The sequence below is a fragment of the Methanoculleus horonobensis genome, from assembly GCF_001602375.1.
GTDB lineage: Archaea > Halobacteriota > Methanomicrobia > Methanomicrobiales > Methanoculleaceae > Methanoculleus > Methanoculleus horonobensis.
In genome coordinates, this window is record NZ_BCNY01000013.1 from 55,602 (window position 1) to 71,411 (window position 15,810).

The 15,810-nt window shown below is 57.5% G+C and carries 16 protein-coding genes; 3 read left to right on the top strand and 13 right to left on the bottom strand.

Annotated features, from left to right (window positions below; genetic code table 11):
• Positions 1 to 10: 10 nt before the first annotated feature.
• From MCUHO_RS03345 to MCUHO_RS03355, 3 genes are all read right to left on the bottom strand, one after another.
• Entirely contained in the window at positions 11 to 1,246 is a 1,236-nt protein-coding gene (locus MCUHO_RS03345; RefSeq protein ID WP_067074449.1) for an oligosaccharide flippase family protein, read from the bottom strand.
• A 334-nt stretch (positions 1,247 to 1,580) separates the two neighbouring features.
• On the bottom strand, positions 1,581 to 4,145 hold the full coding sequence (locus tag MCUHO_RS03350; RefSeq protein ID WP_153019996.1) for a CARDB domain-containing protein: 2,565 nt from the start codon (positions 4,143 to 4,145) through the stop codon (positions 1,581 to 1,583).
• 563 nt (positions 4,146 to 4,708) lie between these two features.
• Entirely contained in the window at positions 4,709 to 6,145 is a 1,437-nt protein-coding gene (locus MCUHO_RS03355) for a glycoside hydrolase family 55 protein (RefSeq protein WP_235808145.1), read from the bottom strand.
• A 1,080-nt stretch (positions 6,146 to 7,225) separates the two neighbouring features.
• On the opposite strand from MCUHO_RS03355, the gene MCUHO_RS03360 reads away from it, so the two are divergent.
• Entirely contained in the window at positions 7,226 to 7,606 is a 381-nt protein-coding gene (locus MCUHO_RS03360) for a type IV pilin N-terminal domain-containing protein (protein WP_067073354.1), read from the top strand.
• A gap of 628 nt (positions 7,607 to 8,234) precedes the next feature.
• On the opposite strand, the gene MCUHO_RS03365 is transcribed toward MCUHO_RS03360, so the two are convergent.
• The 5 genes from MCUHO_RS03365 to MCUHO_RS12965 all read right to left on the bottom strand — a co-directional run bounded on the left by MCUHO_RS03365 (position 8,235) and on the right by MCUHO_RS12965 (position 12,116).
• Positions 8,235 to 8,765: a hypothetical protein gene (locus MCUHO_RS03365; protein ID WP_067073356.1), complete on the bottom strand. Its 531-nt coding sequence runs from the start codon at positions 8,763 to 8,765 to the stop codon at positions 8,235 to 8,237.
• A 285-nt stretch (positions 8,766 to 9,050) separates the two neighbouring features.
• Positions 9,051 to 9,464: a type IV pilin gene (locus MCUHO_RS03370; RefSeq protein ID WP_084385931.1), complete on the bottom strand. Its 414-nt coding sequence runs from the start codon at positions 9,462 to 9,464 to the stop codon at positions 9,051 to 9,053.
• 759 nt (positions 9,465 to 10,223) lie between these two features.
• Entirely contained in the window at positions 10,224 to 10,367 is a 144-nt protein-coding gene (locus MCUHO_RS03375; RefSeq protein ID WP_153019997.1) for a HepT-like ribonuclease domain-containing protein, read from the bottom strand.
• A 53-nt stretch (positions 10,368 to 10,420) separates the two neighbouring features.
• Positions 10,421 to 11,575 carry a PDDEXK nuclease domain-containing protein gene (locus MCUHO_RS03380; RefSeq protein ID WP_067073360.1) on the bottom strand — a complete coding sequence of 385 codons (1,155 nt, stop codon included), beginning with the start codon at positions 11,573 to 11,575 and terminating at the stop codon, positions 10,421 to 10,423.
• Between the two features lie 352 nt (positions 11,576 to 11,927).
• A complete protein-coding gene (locus MCUHO_RS12965) occupies positions 11,928 to 12,116 on the bottom strand; it encodes a nucleotidyltransferase family protein (RefSeq protein WP_235808146.1) in 189 nt (62 codons plus the stop codon).
• A 148-nt stretch (positions 12,117 to 12,264) separates the two neighbouring features.
• Between MCUHO_RS12965 and MCUHO_RS12305 the strand changes: the two genes are divergently transcribed.
• Positions 12,265 to 12,483 carry a type II toxin-antitoxin system HicA family toxin gene (locus tag MCUHO_RS12305; RefSeq protein WP_153019998.1) on the top strand — a complete coding sequence of 73 codons (219 nt, stop codon included), beginning with the start codon at positions 12,265 to 12,267 and terminating at the stop codon, positions 12,481 to 12,483.
• A gap of 14 nt (positions 12,484 to 12,497) precedes the next feature.
• On the top strand, positions 12,498 to 12,725 hold the full coding sequence (locus MCUHO_RS03390) for a type II toxin-antitoxin system HicB family antitoxin (RefSeq protein ID WP_067073362.1): 228 nt from the start codon (positions 12,498 to 12,500) through the stop codon (positions 12,723 to 12,725).
• Between the two features lie 175 nt (positions 12,726 to 12,900).
• Here MCUHO_RS03390 and MCUHO_RS03395 read toward each other — a convergent pair whose 3' ends face one another.
• From MCUHO_RS03395 to thiD, 5 genes are all read right to left on the bottom strand, one after another.
• Positions 12,901 to 13,425: a zinc ribbon domain-containing protein gene (locus MCUHO_RS03395; RefSeq protein WP_268872786.1), complete on the bottom strand. Its 525-nt coding sequence runs from the start codon at positions 13,423 to 13,425 to the stop codon at positions 12,901 to 12,903.
• Between the two features lie 128 nt (positions 13,426 to 13,553).
• Complete coding sequence (locus MCUHO_RS03400; protein WP_067073367.1) at positions 13,554 to 14,006, bottom strand: hypothetical protein; 453 nt, start codon at positions 14,004 to 14,006, stop codon at positions 13,554 to 13,556.
• A 1-nt stretch (position 14,007) separates the two neighbouring features.
• The gene (locus MCUHO_RS03405; protein ID WP_084385901.1) at positions 14,008 to 14,295 is read right to left on the bottom strand and encodes a hypothetical protein; all 288 of its coding nucleotides are present in this window, start codon (positions 14,293 to 14,295) and stop codon (positions 14,008 to 14,010) included.
• Positions 14,292 to 14,723, bottom strand: coding sequence for an Lrp/AsnC family transcriptional regulator (locus tag MCUHO_RS03410; RefSeq protein WP_067073369.1), 432 nt, complete (start codon positions 14,721 to 14,723; stop codon positions 14,292 to 14,294). Before MCUHO_RS03410 ends, MCUHO_RS03405 begins: the two co-directional genes overlap by 4 nt.
• Positions 14,724 to 14,923: 200 nt before the next feature.
• Complete coding sequence (gene thiD / locus MCUHO_RS03415) at positions 14,924 to 15,724, bottom strand: bifunctional hydroxymethylpyrimidine kinase/phosphomethylpyrimidine kinase (protein WP_235808148.1); 801 nt, start codon at positions 15,722 to 15,724, stop codon at positions 14,924 to 14,926.
• Between the last annotated feature and the right edge of the window lie 86 nt (positions 15,725 to 15,810).

The following is a 15,810-nucleotide window of genomic DNA, read 5'->3' on the forward strand; positions in this document are numbered from 1 at the left end:
GGAGAGTGAATCACAGAACGTACCGTCTGGCCATGGACAGCACGACAACAATGCCGATCGACGCGTATGTCACGATCCATGCATACCCCACACCGAGGATCCCGAACTGCAGCATCAAGGCATAGCTGGATCCCAGAAGCAGGATGAAGACGATGGCGCTGATAGCGATCAGGCTTTTCAGCCCGTACTGGACTTTCTTGATTGCAATAAATACCTCCGAAAACGAGACGAAAAAACTTGAAATCGCCAGAACCTTGACTAATTCGAGCCCTGCTACATAATCCGGACCGATCAAACCGAGGATATACTCTCCGAATACGAAGAGGCCCACAACCGCCGGAATGAGCAGCGCAAAAATCCCGGCGAGCGATTTCAGCACGTTTTTCTTCAGTGCTCCGCCGTGACTCCCCTCGACAAAGAGCGATGTCGTAAAAGACGTGGGGATGAGGAACAAGAACATGACAACTGCATACGCAATGAAGTACTGAGCGGCTTGTTCTGCACCGAGAATGTTCAACACGAGAATCGGGAGGAGCGTGCCCGGAGCCGCAATGAGTAATCCGGAAACGTAGTTCCCTGCAGAGAAGCGAAACGAATCGACCAAAAATTCCTGATCAAGGCCGGATAGACGAATTCCTGACCTGTAAAGCAGGAAGACCGAAACTATGAGAGCAATGACGAATGAGAGACCCAGCGAACAGAAGATTCCAAGTGCTCCGAGGAAGATCAGAGGAATGAGAATAAGGAGCCTTGAACCAAAAAGGAGGCTCTGAAGGAAGTAAAATTCGGATTTTCGCAGTGCAATGAACGCTGCGCCGATGAAGGCCGTTACGGAGTTGGCTATAAGAAAGGCGATGTAGAGGAGTGCATAGTCCTTGACCTGGTGCAACCCTGGCGACCAGATATCCACCGTAACTATGAACAGAACTCCCAGGACAAACCCGAATAGCGTCGTGACGATTATTGCCGTCCCGAGGACTTTGGATTTATCCCGTGTCGGAAAAAACCGTATGATCGATTGATCGAATCCGAGCTTCGATAAGAGGATCAGCATCCCCATGGATGAGATAAGGGCCGTCGCAACTCCTACGTCTTCTTGCGGGTAGAACCGTGCTGCAAGCATCCAGAAGATGAAACCAAAGCCTGCACTTGAGACTGATGTGATGATAATGAAAAACGTATTCCTGTACAGCGGGTCTACAAGATAGGCTTTCAGCTCAATGGGGCTTTTCGGGAACGCGTGCATTACCCCCCAATGGATGTATCGCATATATCAAATTATCCGTCCTGACGGCTCTCCTGCATCGGTATCGCCGTGTCAAGGGGTCTATTCTGGCAAAAGAAGGATCCAGAATGGTTGGCGTGCCCACGCATCCTTCTGTTCTGCGATAGGCGCGAAGTGCGGTTTCGCCGTAGCCCAAAAGAGAATAGGCCGTTACTGGCGACGGATCCGGGCATCCCCGGCTCAGGTGGAAAAACCCGTCCATAGTATGATCACGTACTGTACAGGTGTTACGGGGCGGCACCTGTGGCAAAACCCGGAGGAGAGGAGGGATCAACCACCCCTCCAGGTAGACGCTTTAGAGAGAAGAGGTTCTGCCGAAGAAGAAGTCGGCGAGCAGGGCAACATCCTTCCAGTCCACAGTGCTGTCTCCATTAATGTCGGCAGCGGGGTCGGACGGCGTTGTTTTCTGCGCCATCTCGGCGGCAATCGTCACGTCGGCCCAGTCGACGCTGCCGTCTCCGTTAAGGTCGCCCCTGACGGGAACCGGCAGACTTCCAACGACGATCTCTTTGCTCATGATGTTGTTTGCCTCATTCGACTCAGCGATCCGGTTGACGTCGTCGACGTGCGCCTTCACGGTGTGCGTGCCTTCCGCGGCCTTCCAGGTTGCACCGGCCGAGCCGCCGTTCGCGGTCACGGTGACCGATGCACCGGGGGCGAGGGCCGTGGCGTGAGTGTCGGACCAGACGCCGGGGCCGGCGGCACCGTCATCGAACGTGAAGAGGACGCCGTGCTTTGTGCCCGCAGGTGTGGGAGCGGTACCCTGGTTCTTGATCGTGGCCTTCACCGTCACCGCATCACCGGTGGCGGGGTTCGCCGGCGTCCAGGAGATGCCGGTCACCACGAGATCGGGCTTCCCGGCGGGTGTCGGTGTCGGGGTGGGGGTCGGGGTAGGCCCCGCCGCCGCCTTCGACACCTTGATCTGCTCGCTTCTGACGTTGTTTGCCTCGTTCGACTCAGCAATCCGGTTGACGTCGTCGACGTGCGCCTTCACGGTGTGCGTGCCTTCGACGGCCTTCCAGGTTGCACCGGCCGATCCGCCGTTCGCGGTCAGGGTGACCCATTCACCCGGAGCAATCGATGCCGTGTGGGCGTCGGCCCAGATGCCGGAGCCTGCCGCACCGTCATCGAACGTGAAGAGGACGCCGTGCTTTGTGCCCGCAGGCGTCGGGGCGTCGCCCTGGTTCTTGATCGTGGCCTTCACCGTCACCGCACTTCCGGGAGCCGGGTTTGCCGGCGTCCAGGCGATGTCGGTCACCACGAGATCGGGTTTCCCGGAGGGAACCGGGGTGGTGGGGACCGGTGTCGGGAGCGGAGTGCTGCCGGGCCTGACGACTGTACAGTCGGTGATCCTGACTGCTCCCGAGTTGACGCTGCTCGTCGTGATTCCCGACGAACCCACCGGAAGTGTATTCGAAACCGTCTTGATGCCTTCAACGACGACGTTGTTGGTTCCTCCTCCCGCTACGGTGAACGGCGTCGCCACATCGGATACAATGCTCCCGGTGAATTTCGAGTTGGAAGCACTGTTCACCGTGACAAGTTTGGACGCGCTGTTCCCTGAGGCATGGATGTCGAGGTTTGAAGAGACGAAACCCACTCCCAGTGCCGGGTCTCCTATCAGAGCGCCGACACCGTCGATGCCTCCCGGGTTGGTCATCGTGAAGTTCTTGACCTGGACGTAGTCAACAAGCGTTGCGTAGAGACCGCGACCGTGGGAGTTGATGCTCGCGCAGTTCTCCATGACTATCGAGGGGTTGGCATTCGTCAACTGCGACTGCACGATGAAGTACGATGTCGGCTTCACCGCCGAGTAGTCGGTCTTCCCCCGGCCCGTCTCGAGGTCGGTGCAGTCGTAGAGGTAGACGCCGTCGGGGTAACTGAAGAAGAACCCGTAGGCGCTGTTCCCTTCCGCGGTGCAGTTGTTGAACGTGTACGAGCCCTTCGGCGCGTAGTAGCCGGAACCGAAGTAGTCCTCGCCGCCCAGGCTGTAGGTCTTCGGGAACGGCTTCTGGCCGTTGTTTCTGCTGATACAGTCGGTGAAGACGATGTCTTTCTTGGTTGGAGCGTACTCGAAGTGGAACCCGGACTCAAGCGTGCCTTCGGCGACGCACCGGGTCACCCGCAGGGTCTCGATGTCGTTGAGTTCCGCAAAGTCGAACCCGGTAACCCAGGGGTTGTAGGCGCTGTATCGACCGCAGTCGATTGCCCTGCAGTCGGTATACCGTATGTTCTTGTGCACCTTGTAGTCGGTGCCCCATGAACTGTGGAGAAACCCGTAGGTTCCGGGGCTGTCTGCAACCACCCGGGTGAACTCGATGTCATCGATGTTCTTGTTGCCGATGCCGACGGAGCGCACATAGAAGAGCCCCTGGATGGTCCGGTCGGCAGTGCCGGTGACGTCCCGGACAGCGTTGTGCCCTGCCCGGATGTACACCACGCCGAAGTCGCGCGATGCGCTGTAGCCGGTGCCTTTGACGTGGAAGTTCTCCAGCGTCACGTACTCGGTATCGACCCGGAGGATCCCGTCGTTCGTGAACCGAATAAAGGTCTTATCGTCGCCCTGGCCGGAGAGGGTCGTATGCGCCCTGGGCAGAATGTTTCCGGCACAGTTGAACGTCCCTTCCGTCAGCCGGACGGTTCCGCCACTGGCGGGGAGGGTGTTGATGGCGTTCTGGATCTCCGCCTGATCGTTTGATCCGTCGCAGACATAGTCGGCCTGAGCCTTCGCTGTGCTGGTGCTGTCACTTGCGGCCACGGTTATCGTGGCCGTGCCGGGCTCAAGTGCTCCGACAAACGGCACCATGCCGAATACCAGGAATACTGCAATAATTAGCCTCGTTGTTCTTTTGACTATCACTAAGTCACCTCGTTCAGGCGATACCCAGTATCAGAAAATTGAGATATATAATAATATTTAAATTAATTAGAGATATATAATTCGAGATATTTTTAATCGGATTGATTATGAATGTCCTAAATCTAAAATACAATTAAATTACGTTTTTAATATATAAATAACATATTTATCCTGCTATTTAAACTATGAACATAGACAACGCGAACTCGCACGCGACCGTATGGCTGTTCGGAAGAACTGCCGGCGTGCAAAATAAAGCCAATGTGTAGGCCGATATCCATTTCATGCGTTCGAATAGGAGTGAAGATCCCGGGGCGATCACGTGCCCGCAACCGTCGTCACCGGACACCGTGCCCGCAGGTGTCGATCGGTTCTATCCCCGGCCGGTGAAAAGGCCGTCGGCCAGAAGAGGCGAAATAAATCCTGAAAGCGGATCCCGGACGACAGGAGCGATCAGGACGCATCGAACCCGGAGACCTATTATGCCGGAGAGGAGGAGTGCGGATGCGGCTCAAACAGATGCTCTGGCGACTCAACGGGCGATTCTGTCTGCCGAATAAGTGTCACGACTTCACGATCGTTACTGCACCCTCGGGTACATCCTGTGTCAACGATATGCCCGTTGAGCCGGCCGGTAAAATCTTCATGTCCTGCACCCGCACATTGCTGGTCCCGTATCCGTCGATAACAAACGGTTGCACCGCGTTTGAGTTTATCTGCCCGGTGTATACGACATTCCTGTTACCCATCGCGTATATCAGAGTAGAGACTCGATCCCCCGTTGCATGGATATCGATGCTGGAATCCACAACTGACGCTCCTCGCGATGAACCCCCCATCACGGCGCCCCTGCCGTCGATCCCGGCCGGATCGGTCAACCGGAAGTTGTTGATCCGTACGTGATCCATCAGGGCGATGTGCAGACCGTATCCGAAAGATTTGATGCTTTCACAGTTCTCCATGACGATCGAGGGGTTGGCGTTCGTCAACTGTGACTGTACGATGAAGTACGATGTCGGTTTCACCGCCGAGTAGTCGGTCTTCCCCCGGCCCGTCTCGAGGTCGGTGCAGTCGTAGAGGTAGACGCCGTCGGGGTAACTGAAGAAGAACCCGTAGGCGCTGTTCCCTTCCGCGGTGCAGTTGCTGAACGTGTACGAGCCCCGCGGCGCGTAGTAACCGGAACCGAAGTAGTCCTCGCCGCCCAGGCTGTAGGTCTTCGGGAACGGCTTCTGGCCGTTGTTTCTGCTGATGCAGTCGGTAAAGACGACGTCGTTCTTGGTGGGGGCCCATTCGAGGTGGAACCCGGATTCCCAGTTGCCTTCGGCGATACACCGGGTCACCCGCAGGCTCTCGATGTCGTTGAGTTCCGTAAAGTCGAATCCTGTGACCCAGTTATTGAACCTGGAATCCCGGCCGCAGTCGATTGCCCTGCAATCGGTATACTGGACATACCTATGTACCGTATAGTCGGTATCCTGCGAACTATGAAGAAATCCGTATGTTCCGGGGCTCTCGGCCACACAGCCGATGAACGCAATGTACTCGATATCCCTGGTATAGCCTTCGATGGACTGCACGTAAAACACAGCCTGGATGGACCTGTCAGCCGTGGCCGTGACGTCTTTGATCCACATATGGCTTGCAGTGATGTAGATCACACCCCTGTGAGCCGATTTCCCGGAGTAGCCGGAGCCAGTTGCCCGGAGCCCTTCCAGCGCGACAGAATCGTTTTTCATCCAGATCAGGCCGTTATTTGTAAAAACCAGGGTGGTACGGTCATCACCCTGTCCTTTCAGGGTTGTATAGGATCTGGGCAGAATGTTTCCGGAACACTTGAACGTCCCTTCCGTCAGCTGGACGGTCCCGCCGCGGGCGGGGAGGGTATCGATCGCGGTCTGGATCTCATGTTGATCGTCGATACCGTCACAGATATAATCTGCTCCGGCTTTCGATGCCGCACTGCTGTCGCTCGCTGCGACGATGATAGTGGGTTCTGTCACCGTCGGCACCACGGGGGTCGGTATTGCCGGCACCGGCGGGCCGGACGGATCCGGTTTCCACGGCTGAAGGTGCAGTGCCAGCACAATGGCGCACACGGCTGCTATCACGACGATTATGGCAATAAGTGTGCGTCCGCCTCTCTCTCGGGGATATGGTATCGCCGGCATAGTGTTCTCTTATCTATCGTCAGTCACTCAAAGATCGCCACCGAGCCGTAGCGCTCGCCAGCCTCCTCCCCGAGCCGAACCCGGGGTATCGGGATACGCCTGCGGTTGCCGGATCGCTGATGCCGGTCTGTGACCGGAAAGCAACTCCCTGCCGAAGGGGGAGGACCCGGATTCTGTTCCGCCGACAACGTTCGTCCCCCTCATCTTGCCAAAACCACGGCCGAGGCGTTCAATGCCGGAATACCGTCCCTCCCGCAGGGATCGGGTTAAAAGGCCCTGTACAACACCGCCAACCAGGCTCATACCCCTTATGATGCACAGGTACCATTTAATGATTTAGGGCGGAGGAGGCTGTTCTCTCTCTCTATGACGGGAAAACGGGGTATGGTCATTTCGGTTCACGGCGCCCCGGCAGGCCGACATGTGTCGGGGGATCGCTGTGTATTTTGGGAGACAATGGTCCGGTGCGCAGCTGGAAGTTGGCCCATGGCAGACAGGATGTTCGAGTCCCAAAACCGGCCTGGATCGGGTCGGAGCGACCGGGACGCAGACCGTTCCGGAGCCGGTGCGGGTCCGTGAGCGTGGGAGCAGTCGTCGGGATGCCCGCCTACAGGTGTCAGGCGACGCGGGGAAAGCCCTGTTCCGGGTGGGGATGTTCTCGAACTCCGTTCCTCAAAGATCTGTTCGGCCTGCGGGTACCGGAAGGCCGGCCTGACTCTCAAAGACCCGGGAGTGAAGACAGTAACTCATTTACTGTAACATTTTTTTGAGTTGCAGTTGTTTGCAGTAACTATGGATCTCGATATCTCTCGCCCTCATTAGCGATGGAGAATCCGAGCAACGGGGAAGCATCCCTGCCGTCCGGTTCGATATGAGCAGCCTTTTATCCGATTGATTGTGATATTCCTTTCTATGGCAGGCACGGATATCGAGGGCGGGGTCTCGGAGGTGGTGAGCGCGCTCCTGATGGTGGCGGTCGTGGTCATCCTCGCGGCAATCGTGGCATCGATGGTCTTCGGGATCGGGCTCCCGGAAGAGCCGAAGACCGTCGCGGTGACGGCCGTCCGGACGGGGGAGACGATCACGTTCACGAACTATGGCGGGATGGACATGGACCGGGTCACGGAGATCCGGTGCTGGATCGGGGGAGTGGATCCGGCGAACGACAACTTCACGCTCGATGCCCGGGCGGGGACGTCCGAGAAGCGCACCGTCTCCGAGCCGACGCGGGTCGTGGTCGTGGGGACGTTTGTCGGGAACGAGTCGTGGATCCTGCTTGATAAGACGGTTTGAGCGGGTTCCCCGCTGTGACCCCCGGTGATCGGCGTTTTTTCGGTTTTTGAGTGTGGTTATGCTGTTGCATGTGGGATTCTGCTCTACTGGCGAAATCACTTAGGCATTTTAGACGAGGAAAAAGCCGGTGCAGTGGACCGGGGGGGTATCGCCAGCACTGCCCCCGCCCCCTGGAGTGGGGTGCGACGGGCCGTAGAGCCGGAGCACGAGCACCGAAGGTGCGGAGGAGGAGCGCGAAGCGCGGGCGGGGTGGGGTTTACAAATATGCCCAATGCGATGGAGACAGGGGAGGGGGGATGCTCCCCTTCGCACCTATCGGTGCTCAAGCTCGCTTCGCTCGCACTCCGCACCCTCCGGGTGCTCGAGCTCCGGGCGTTCCGCCCATCGCACTCCCCGTCAGCCCCACTTCGCACCTAACGGTGCTCACGCTCACTGCGTTCGCTCCTCGCACCTTCGGTGCTCGAACTCCGCTCCTAGCGGAGCGTCGTTCCCCCAGTGGCGATAGTCGATGGAAAGCCGTTTACGGGATGTGTGATTGAGCGAACACTGTGATTTTGAGCGTTTTCCAACACGGGCAACCGGCGAGAACGAACAAAAAAGAGATTCAACCCACAACAAAAAGGGATGATTACTGTTCCTCTTCCATCCCTTCCCCGTATTCCTCCTCTTCTCCCTCATCCTCCAATACATCGTCCTCCTCTGCCGTCATGACGTACCCCGCGACGGCGAGGATGAGCGGCACCCCGACCGGGACGGCAAACCCCGCCGGGCCGTACAGGGTAGGGCCGTACTGGGCGACGCAGGAGAGGAGGTAGGCGACGGCGCCCCCGGCGACGAGGAGGGCGAGGGGTTTTCTGGCCGCCTCGTAGCAATCCTTCCGCCTGGCGGCGAAGTAGACGATTGCGGCGATGAGGAGGGTGGTGCCGAGGACCCAGAGGAGGATCGAGACGGCCGACCGGCCGCCGATGGTGCCGGAGGTGATGTAGGAGATCTCCCGCCAGACCGGGATCAGGGAGGTGCCGTAGGCGGTGTCCTGGTACAGGAACAGGGGGAAGCGGAGTCCGGCGCCGATACCGTTGCCGATGGCGTAGATGTTCGCCGGGAGGAGGAGGGCGGCGGCGAGGAGGGCAGGGAGGAGGGATCTTGTGGTAATGGGCATTCTGATATCTCCTTTTGGATGGGCGTTAGGTAAATCTTTGGTTGACTGGCTAAAAAAGACCGCTGGTGCGGTCCTGTAGATGTTCTGCAGTAAGATGTCCAGCCCTAAAATTACGGTTTAATCAGGTGCGTCATCTGCGTCATACCTCTCGCATTGGTGACTGATGGGCGAGGGTTGCGAGATAACTGCCGTTCCGGTGTTCTTACCGCTGAAAATCGTCTGCCTAACTGGGATTTCTTCTTTACGGTACTCAGGGAGAGTTATCCTGGCCTAAAAAAGATGATTTTAGAGTTGCCGCTCTAGAACGACCTGTGACGAACCGTCCTTGAAGTGCGCCACAACTACCGCATGGCAGTTTCCAGGCACAATTTCGTCATCGCTGGTGAAGGATCCACCAATCTTAGGAATATCTTGCGCCGCATCTCCTGGAGCCCCTAATGAATTAGTTTGGGACTCGCCGTTGATAGTCAGGTTTAGATAATCCACAGAGTTGGCATCAGCACCGCCCTGGAAGGTTACCACAACGAACTTTGAGTTATTCACGGACGCCGTAACCGCAACCGTCTTCGTCGTCTCGACGCTGCCGGTCATTCCGAACACGAACGCCGCAATAACAGCGGCGAGGATCACCGTGATGGCGACCATCAGGATAACGCCGATAACCGGCGACACTGCTTCTTCATTCTTGAAGTTCATCATACACACCTCTAGACTCCGTGCCCCGATGGGGCAGATAGTCGATAAAACAAACTGATTTTCCATGGTATATATAGATATCGTAGTGATCTTTTCCGGAATGATTTTATTTCCCTGCCGTCGGATCTGTGAAAATATCTTTCGGGATATAAATGAGTTGTTGAAAAGAACAAACGGGGCTAGAATGGTGTTTTGGGGATAATACGAATTCATTGCTTCATATATATAAAAAGAACCCCTCCGATACGCCCCCCGGGTGCGGGGGGGTGGGGGCGTTTTCGGCCCGGACGGACCGGATTTGAGGCGACGCGCACGCGCAACGCCCGTGGGAGGGATATCCGGGCGCCGTGGGGCGCAACGGCGGCATGGATCGCGCCGGCCGCCGCCCCGGGCGTTGCCGGACGGAGATGGATACCGATAAGGAGCGGGGATATGCCCAAACCCCAAACTCGCCGGCAAGAAACGCCCCGGATGCCCGGACAGTGATCCCCGGCAGCAGTTCCTCGATCCGGTCGCGGTCGCTCGGGATAGGTGTCGGTGAAAGCAGACCTCTTCCCGGATCCTGGAGACCCGCAGGAAGTACGAGTCCGGCACCACAGGGATATCCAGGTTTCGGCCGGGGCGCTCTCCTCTCCCCGGGGACGTGGGCATCGCAGTCCCCAGGGGCGGCAGGTGTGGCGGAGGGCCGGGGCGGCGGGGTCGTCCGCGTTCTTAACGGTAGATGCTGCTCCGGTGTCCTGCCTCGACCACAATCCGGAGCCGCTACTCCTTAGTCAAGGACAGGAGTTGTCTTTTCAGCGTCGGCAGGTCATCTTCGACCACGTTCCAGACCGCATCCCGGTCGATTCCAAAATAGTGGTGGATGAGGATACCCCTCACCCCGATGATGGGAGATGAGCGGATCACCCCGGACGCACAAAGCGATCCCGAACATCATCCGATACGCTCTTATTTCCGCATCAAACTCCGGAACGGATCTGTTCTTCAATAAAATCCTGCATTTCATCTTTTTTCGGCAGTTTTAGCAGATACCTGGATACGAAAAGGTTATTGTCCATGCCTGCCAGAGCGTATTCCGCCAGCGCCTGATTTTTATGGGTGCAGAGCAGAATGCCCACCGGCGGGTTATCTCCTTCAGTCATCATGTTCTCTCTATACCAGCTCACATAGGTGTTAAGTTGGCCAATGTTTTCATGACTGAAACCGTCCAGTTTCATCTCCACCAGTACATGGCATTTAAGAATACGGTGGTAAAAAACCAGGTCCACAAAAAAATGCTCGTCACCAACGAGTATGCGTTTCTGCCGGGCTTCGAAACAGAATCCGTGGCCTAACTCGAGAAGAAATGCTTCCAACCTCTTGAGGAGTTGACTTTCCAGATGTGATTCGCTCATTACTTCTTCAGGCTTGAGTCCCAGAAATTCGAAAATGTAGGGGTCACGGATAGCCAGATTAGGCTCGGCCTGATCCGCATTCTGCTGTGCCACCTCTGAAAGTTTCTTTTTATCGGTCGAGAGCCCGGAGCGTTCATAATATAGACTGTTAATCTGACGTTTCAACTCGCGCACCGACCAATTACCGCGAATGCACTCGACTTCATAAAAAGCGCGCCTGGTTTCGTCCTCCAGATTGATGAGCTCCGCGAGATGGGTAAAGGAGAGTCTGGAGATCAATATCTTCCCTGCAATGCGGGATTGTGGAGTCGCTGACTCCACAATCAGAGATCCGCTATCCTGGGAGTCAATCCCCGATCCAGCGAAAAGTCTCTGTCGAATCGATGCAATCAGGAACTGCGTCAATTGTGGAGGCACTGCCTCCACAATCTGTGGATAGGTGAGATAGAACCGCCGATATCGGTACAACTCCCGACGGTCGCAACGTGATATCCCCTGAGCCGTCAGGATTTCTGCAAGCCTGTCCATTAGCCTGTCTCCATAATCCGCACGATCAATGCCGGAACGCTCGTATTCCTCAATGTAGCAACCAATGAGCCAGTTTCTGAGCGTCAGGCTGATATTGACTGCACGACTGGCCTGAGTAACCAGTTCATCATGAAAGTGATGGATAGACCCTACCAGTCCATCAAAATTGAACAGCTGTTCTTCTGCACTCATCTGTGGTGCCTCATAATCTTAGATCATCCCCTGCAGATGATCGTTGAATCGCATGACGGGGAAGAGTCGCTCTTATGAATCCTCCCATCTCCTCATCTGTTCATATTTGCGTAGGATTACATAATCCATTTGATTAGCCAGCCTGGAGAACCGGATAAGATATTGGCAGGATCTCCTCGATCCGGCCGCGTTTTCCCTGGATATGGGTGGTGTCAGTGGTGACGAAGCATGTGGATCAGATAAAGCCGGGCATCCTTCACAGCGGAACGGCATCCGGAGAGATGCGGTCCCTGATATACCAGTGCAGTCCTCCCTCGGTCACCACGTCGACCTCGCGGCCGAGCAGGTCTTTTTAGTCCTGAGCGAGAGCGATGTGGTCGAGGAGACTCCTCCCCGGCTCGAACTCGACGAGGAGGTCGAGGTCGCTCTCCGGGGTCTCCTCGTCCCGGGCCACCGACCCGAAGACCCTGACCCTGCGGGCGCCGTGTCCGGCTGCGACTCCAAGGATCTCTTCCCGCCGCTCAAGCAGGTCGGCACACAAACTCAATCCGCCCCTCTCCTGTATCGGTCTTATGGACCGGGGGATATAAGAGTTCTCCTGAGAGTTTGGTAACGACCAGAGATGCGCTGATCTACCGGCAACGAAATGCATATCCTGCAGTGGGGCCACTACTGAATAGAGGATTGGCGTGAGCAGACTCCGGGGGATCAAAGGTCACGAGGCGGTGCGGGCCTTTGTGCGGGCAGGTGGGGTGATGCGGCAGGGAAAGGGCGATCATGTCAATATAAAAATGCCCTCCGGGGCGATCATCACATTGCCCTGGTCGAAGGAGTTAAAGATCGGGCTTCTCATGGCGGCAATAAAGAAGGCCGGTTTAACTGAGAAAGAGTTTCTTGAACTACTTTAAAATGGAGCGTTAAAATGGAGTTTACAGTTGTGATCCAGAAGGCTGAAGAAGGAGGGTTCTGGGCGGAAGTCCCGGCACTTCCCGGATGCTACTCCCAGGGAGAGACGGTCGAGGAGACGATGGAAAACATCAGAGAAGCGATCGAGGGGCACGTGGAAGCGCTGCGACAGGAGGGGCAGGGTGTTCCCCTGGAGGAAGACCTGATCATCGGCAGGGTCCGGGTCTCCAAAAGCGCGGCATGAGCAGGGCGTTCCGAAGCCTGTAGAGGTTCAGCGGCGGCCCGGTGAGGATCTCAAAAATCGCTCCCTGGCACCAGCGCTACGCTTCAGAATTTCTGTATCTCTCGTAGTTTATCCTGTGGGAGTAAAGTGGGGCGGAAGTTCCCCGTCCCGGTGAGCGTGGGGCAATTCGCCGATCTTACTCCTGCCACCTCGGCAGCGTCGAGAGGTACTGGCCGACCATCTCCTTCGCCTTCTCGACGGGCATCCCGAGGTTCTCGGCCATCATCGGCGCGTACTGCTCGACCGCCCCCTCCCGCGTCAGATCGGGCTCGATGAGCCCCCCGTCCCGGTAGCAGTAGGTGCAGTACCGCGTGCTCAGCGACCCGTCCGCCTCCGTCCCGGCGTCTTCGTCGCGGGCAAGGGGCATCCCGCAGCTCTCGCAGAGCGGGATCTCCCTCCCCGCCCACCGCTTCAGGCACGAGAGTTGCTCCTTCGCGAAGGCCACCGCCTTTTCGAGGGGAATCATGTACATCTGCGACATCATCCCTCCGCCGAGCTTCGCCATCTCGTCGATGGTGATTGCGGGGTTCGTAAAGGCCCCGTCCCGGTAGCAGTAGGTGCAGTAGTCCTTAGATGGTGTGCCGTCCGCTTCCGTCCCGAACTGTTCCTTCGCGCTCATCGGCATCCCGCAGCTCTGGCACGCACGTATCCCGTCTGTCAATTTACAATCTCCTTTTAGCGATTGGACGCTTTAAATAAACAAAATAACCGCAATGGTGATAAATATTTGCAAAAAAGTTCGCGAGAAACGCTGCCGCATCCCGCTGCTGCCGGAGGGCCGGCCGTCGCCTACTCGTTCCGGGGAGGGAACCGGATCGTCATCCTGCCGCCTCCGCCGTGCACGAGCACCGCGTCGCGCTGGAGCGCCCAGGCGTAGCCCTCAAGGTAGGGCTCGGCTACCCGGATATCCGCGAAGGCTTCCCGGACGGCCGTTGCCGCGCCGTCGACCGCGATAGCCACCCCACCGTCGGCAGCGTCCGTTGCTTCGCAGGGGATCCCCCACGTCAGCAGGAGCCCCTCCATCAGGGTCGGGGGATCGAGCTGCTCCTCTGCATGGGTGAGGAGTTCCGTCCCGCTCTCTTCACCAAGTCGCCTGGCGGTGGCGGCTATCCGCTCCGTGAGCCCGGGCGGAGCGTCCAGAAGGAGTTTCTGCACGAGCGATCCGATGACGTCGTGCCGCTGGAGCGACCGTGCCACCTTGATCAGCTGCCAGTCCCGGGCAAACGAAGTACCGGTGCGCATACTACCCTCTCATGATGCCGTAAGCCATCACGCAGAGGCCGAGGATCACCACAACGCGGGAGAAGATCGCCGACCAGGCGATGGTGAATTCATCGGGTGTGAAGACGCTCACGAGATCGGCGAACGTGATTCCCACGACCAGTGTAAACAGCCCGTAGATGAAGAGGAGCAGGGTTGGCTGCCTCACGATCCGGTAGGCATTGAAGATGATGCCGATGAGAAGCGCTCCTAAAAGAAGCGTCACTATCGCAAGCATCTGCTGTATGGTCTCAACTTCCATTCCGTTCATGTCTGTTCCTTGACCTTCCTCACCGAGATGATCGTCTGGATATCCCTTACCCCCGGAAGGCCGGAGAGGGGGACGAGCACGCTCCGTTTCAGCTCAGATATATTCTGCACCCGGACCTTGACGAAGAAGTCGCCGGGCTCGAGAACCTCGTAGAGTTCAAGGATGCTCGGGAGGCTCCGCATGAACTCTTCGACCTCCGGTTTCCCGTCGGGGTGAACCCTGACGTTCAGAAAAGCGACCAGTGTATGCTCGAAACACTTCTGGTTGATGACGATCGTGAACCGCTCGAGGATACCGGCGTTCTTTAACTTCTCGATCCGTTTAAAGACCGTCGACGGTGCGATGCCCAGCATTGAGCCGAGTTCTGCCATAGACATCCGCCCGTCTCTCTGCAGCTCCCGAAGGATCGCGTCGTCGATCTCGTCCATTCAGTACAATAGTTACAAGTTTTTAGTTATAAAAATTCCGCATTTGCTTTTAAATTATTGGTGGATTATTTTTCATTTCTGTCGGATAATGGGGGTGATAATAAGTTTAACCGGGGCTCGGCATGGTGATTAAATGCAAGTTTTTCGAGAGGCAAGAGGAAATAATGTCCGGATCCTTACAAAAATGTGGAAATATTGTTTCAAAGCCTGTGAAAGACCGTTCCTCCCGGATTGACGATCCTGACCTGCCCGGAATCTCCCGCTGCTTCCCGGATGGCCGTGTCGATGAACTCTCTTGCCGCGCGGAACCCCCCCTCTACGGGCATCCCCCGGGCGAGGCATGCCGCGAGCGCCGCCGAGAAGCAGCACCCCGACCCGTGCACCGCATAGGGGTATCGCTCCCCGGAGAGCCGTATCCCGCCGTCCCGGTCGACCAGGATATCGACCGCCGCACCGCCGGCGAGGTGTCCGCCCTTCACCACCACGGCACGGGCACCGAGGTCGAGGATTCGCCGGCCGGCGTCAGCCATCTCCTCGACGGTCGTGACCGGCATACCGGCGAGAACCTCCGCCTCCGGGATGTTCGGGGTGACGACCGCCGCCCGGGGGATGAGGAGTTCCGCGAGATCCCTGACGGCATCCTCCGCGAGCAGCCGGTGGCCCGACGTCGAGACCATCACCGGGTCGATCACGAGCGCGGCTCCCTCCGGCAGGGCCTCCGCGACCGCACGGACGTTTGCGGCGTTCCCGAGCATCCCGGTCTTCCACGCCCCGATCGAAAAGCCGTCCGCGACCGCTTCCATCTGCGCCCGGATTGCGTCGGCGGGGAGCATCCAGGTCCCCCGCACCTCGCGGGTGTTCTGGGCGGTCACCGCCGTAATGACCGTCAGCCCATAGACCCCGAGCGCCGTGAACGTCTTCAAGTCCGCCTGGATGCCCGCCCCTCCCCCCGAGTCCGAACCGGCGACGGAGCAGGCGGCGATCATCTCTCCACCCGTCATCCATCAGGTGTCGCCCGGGATCTGCTTGAATCTTTGCCTCTTTTTCGCCATTTCCTTTATCTCGTTCTGCACCGACCACTCTTACA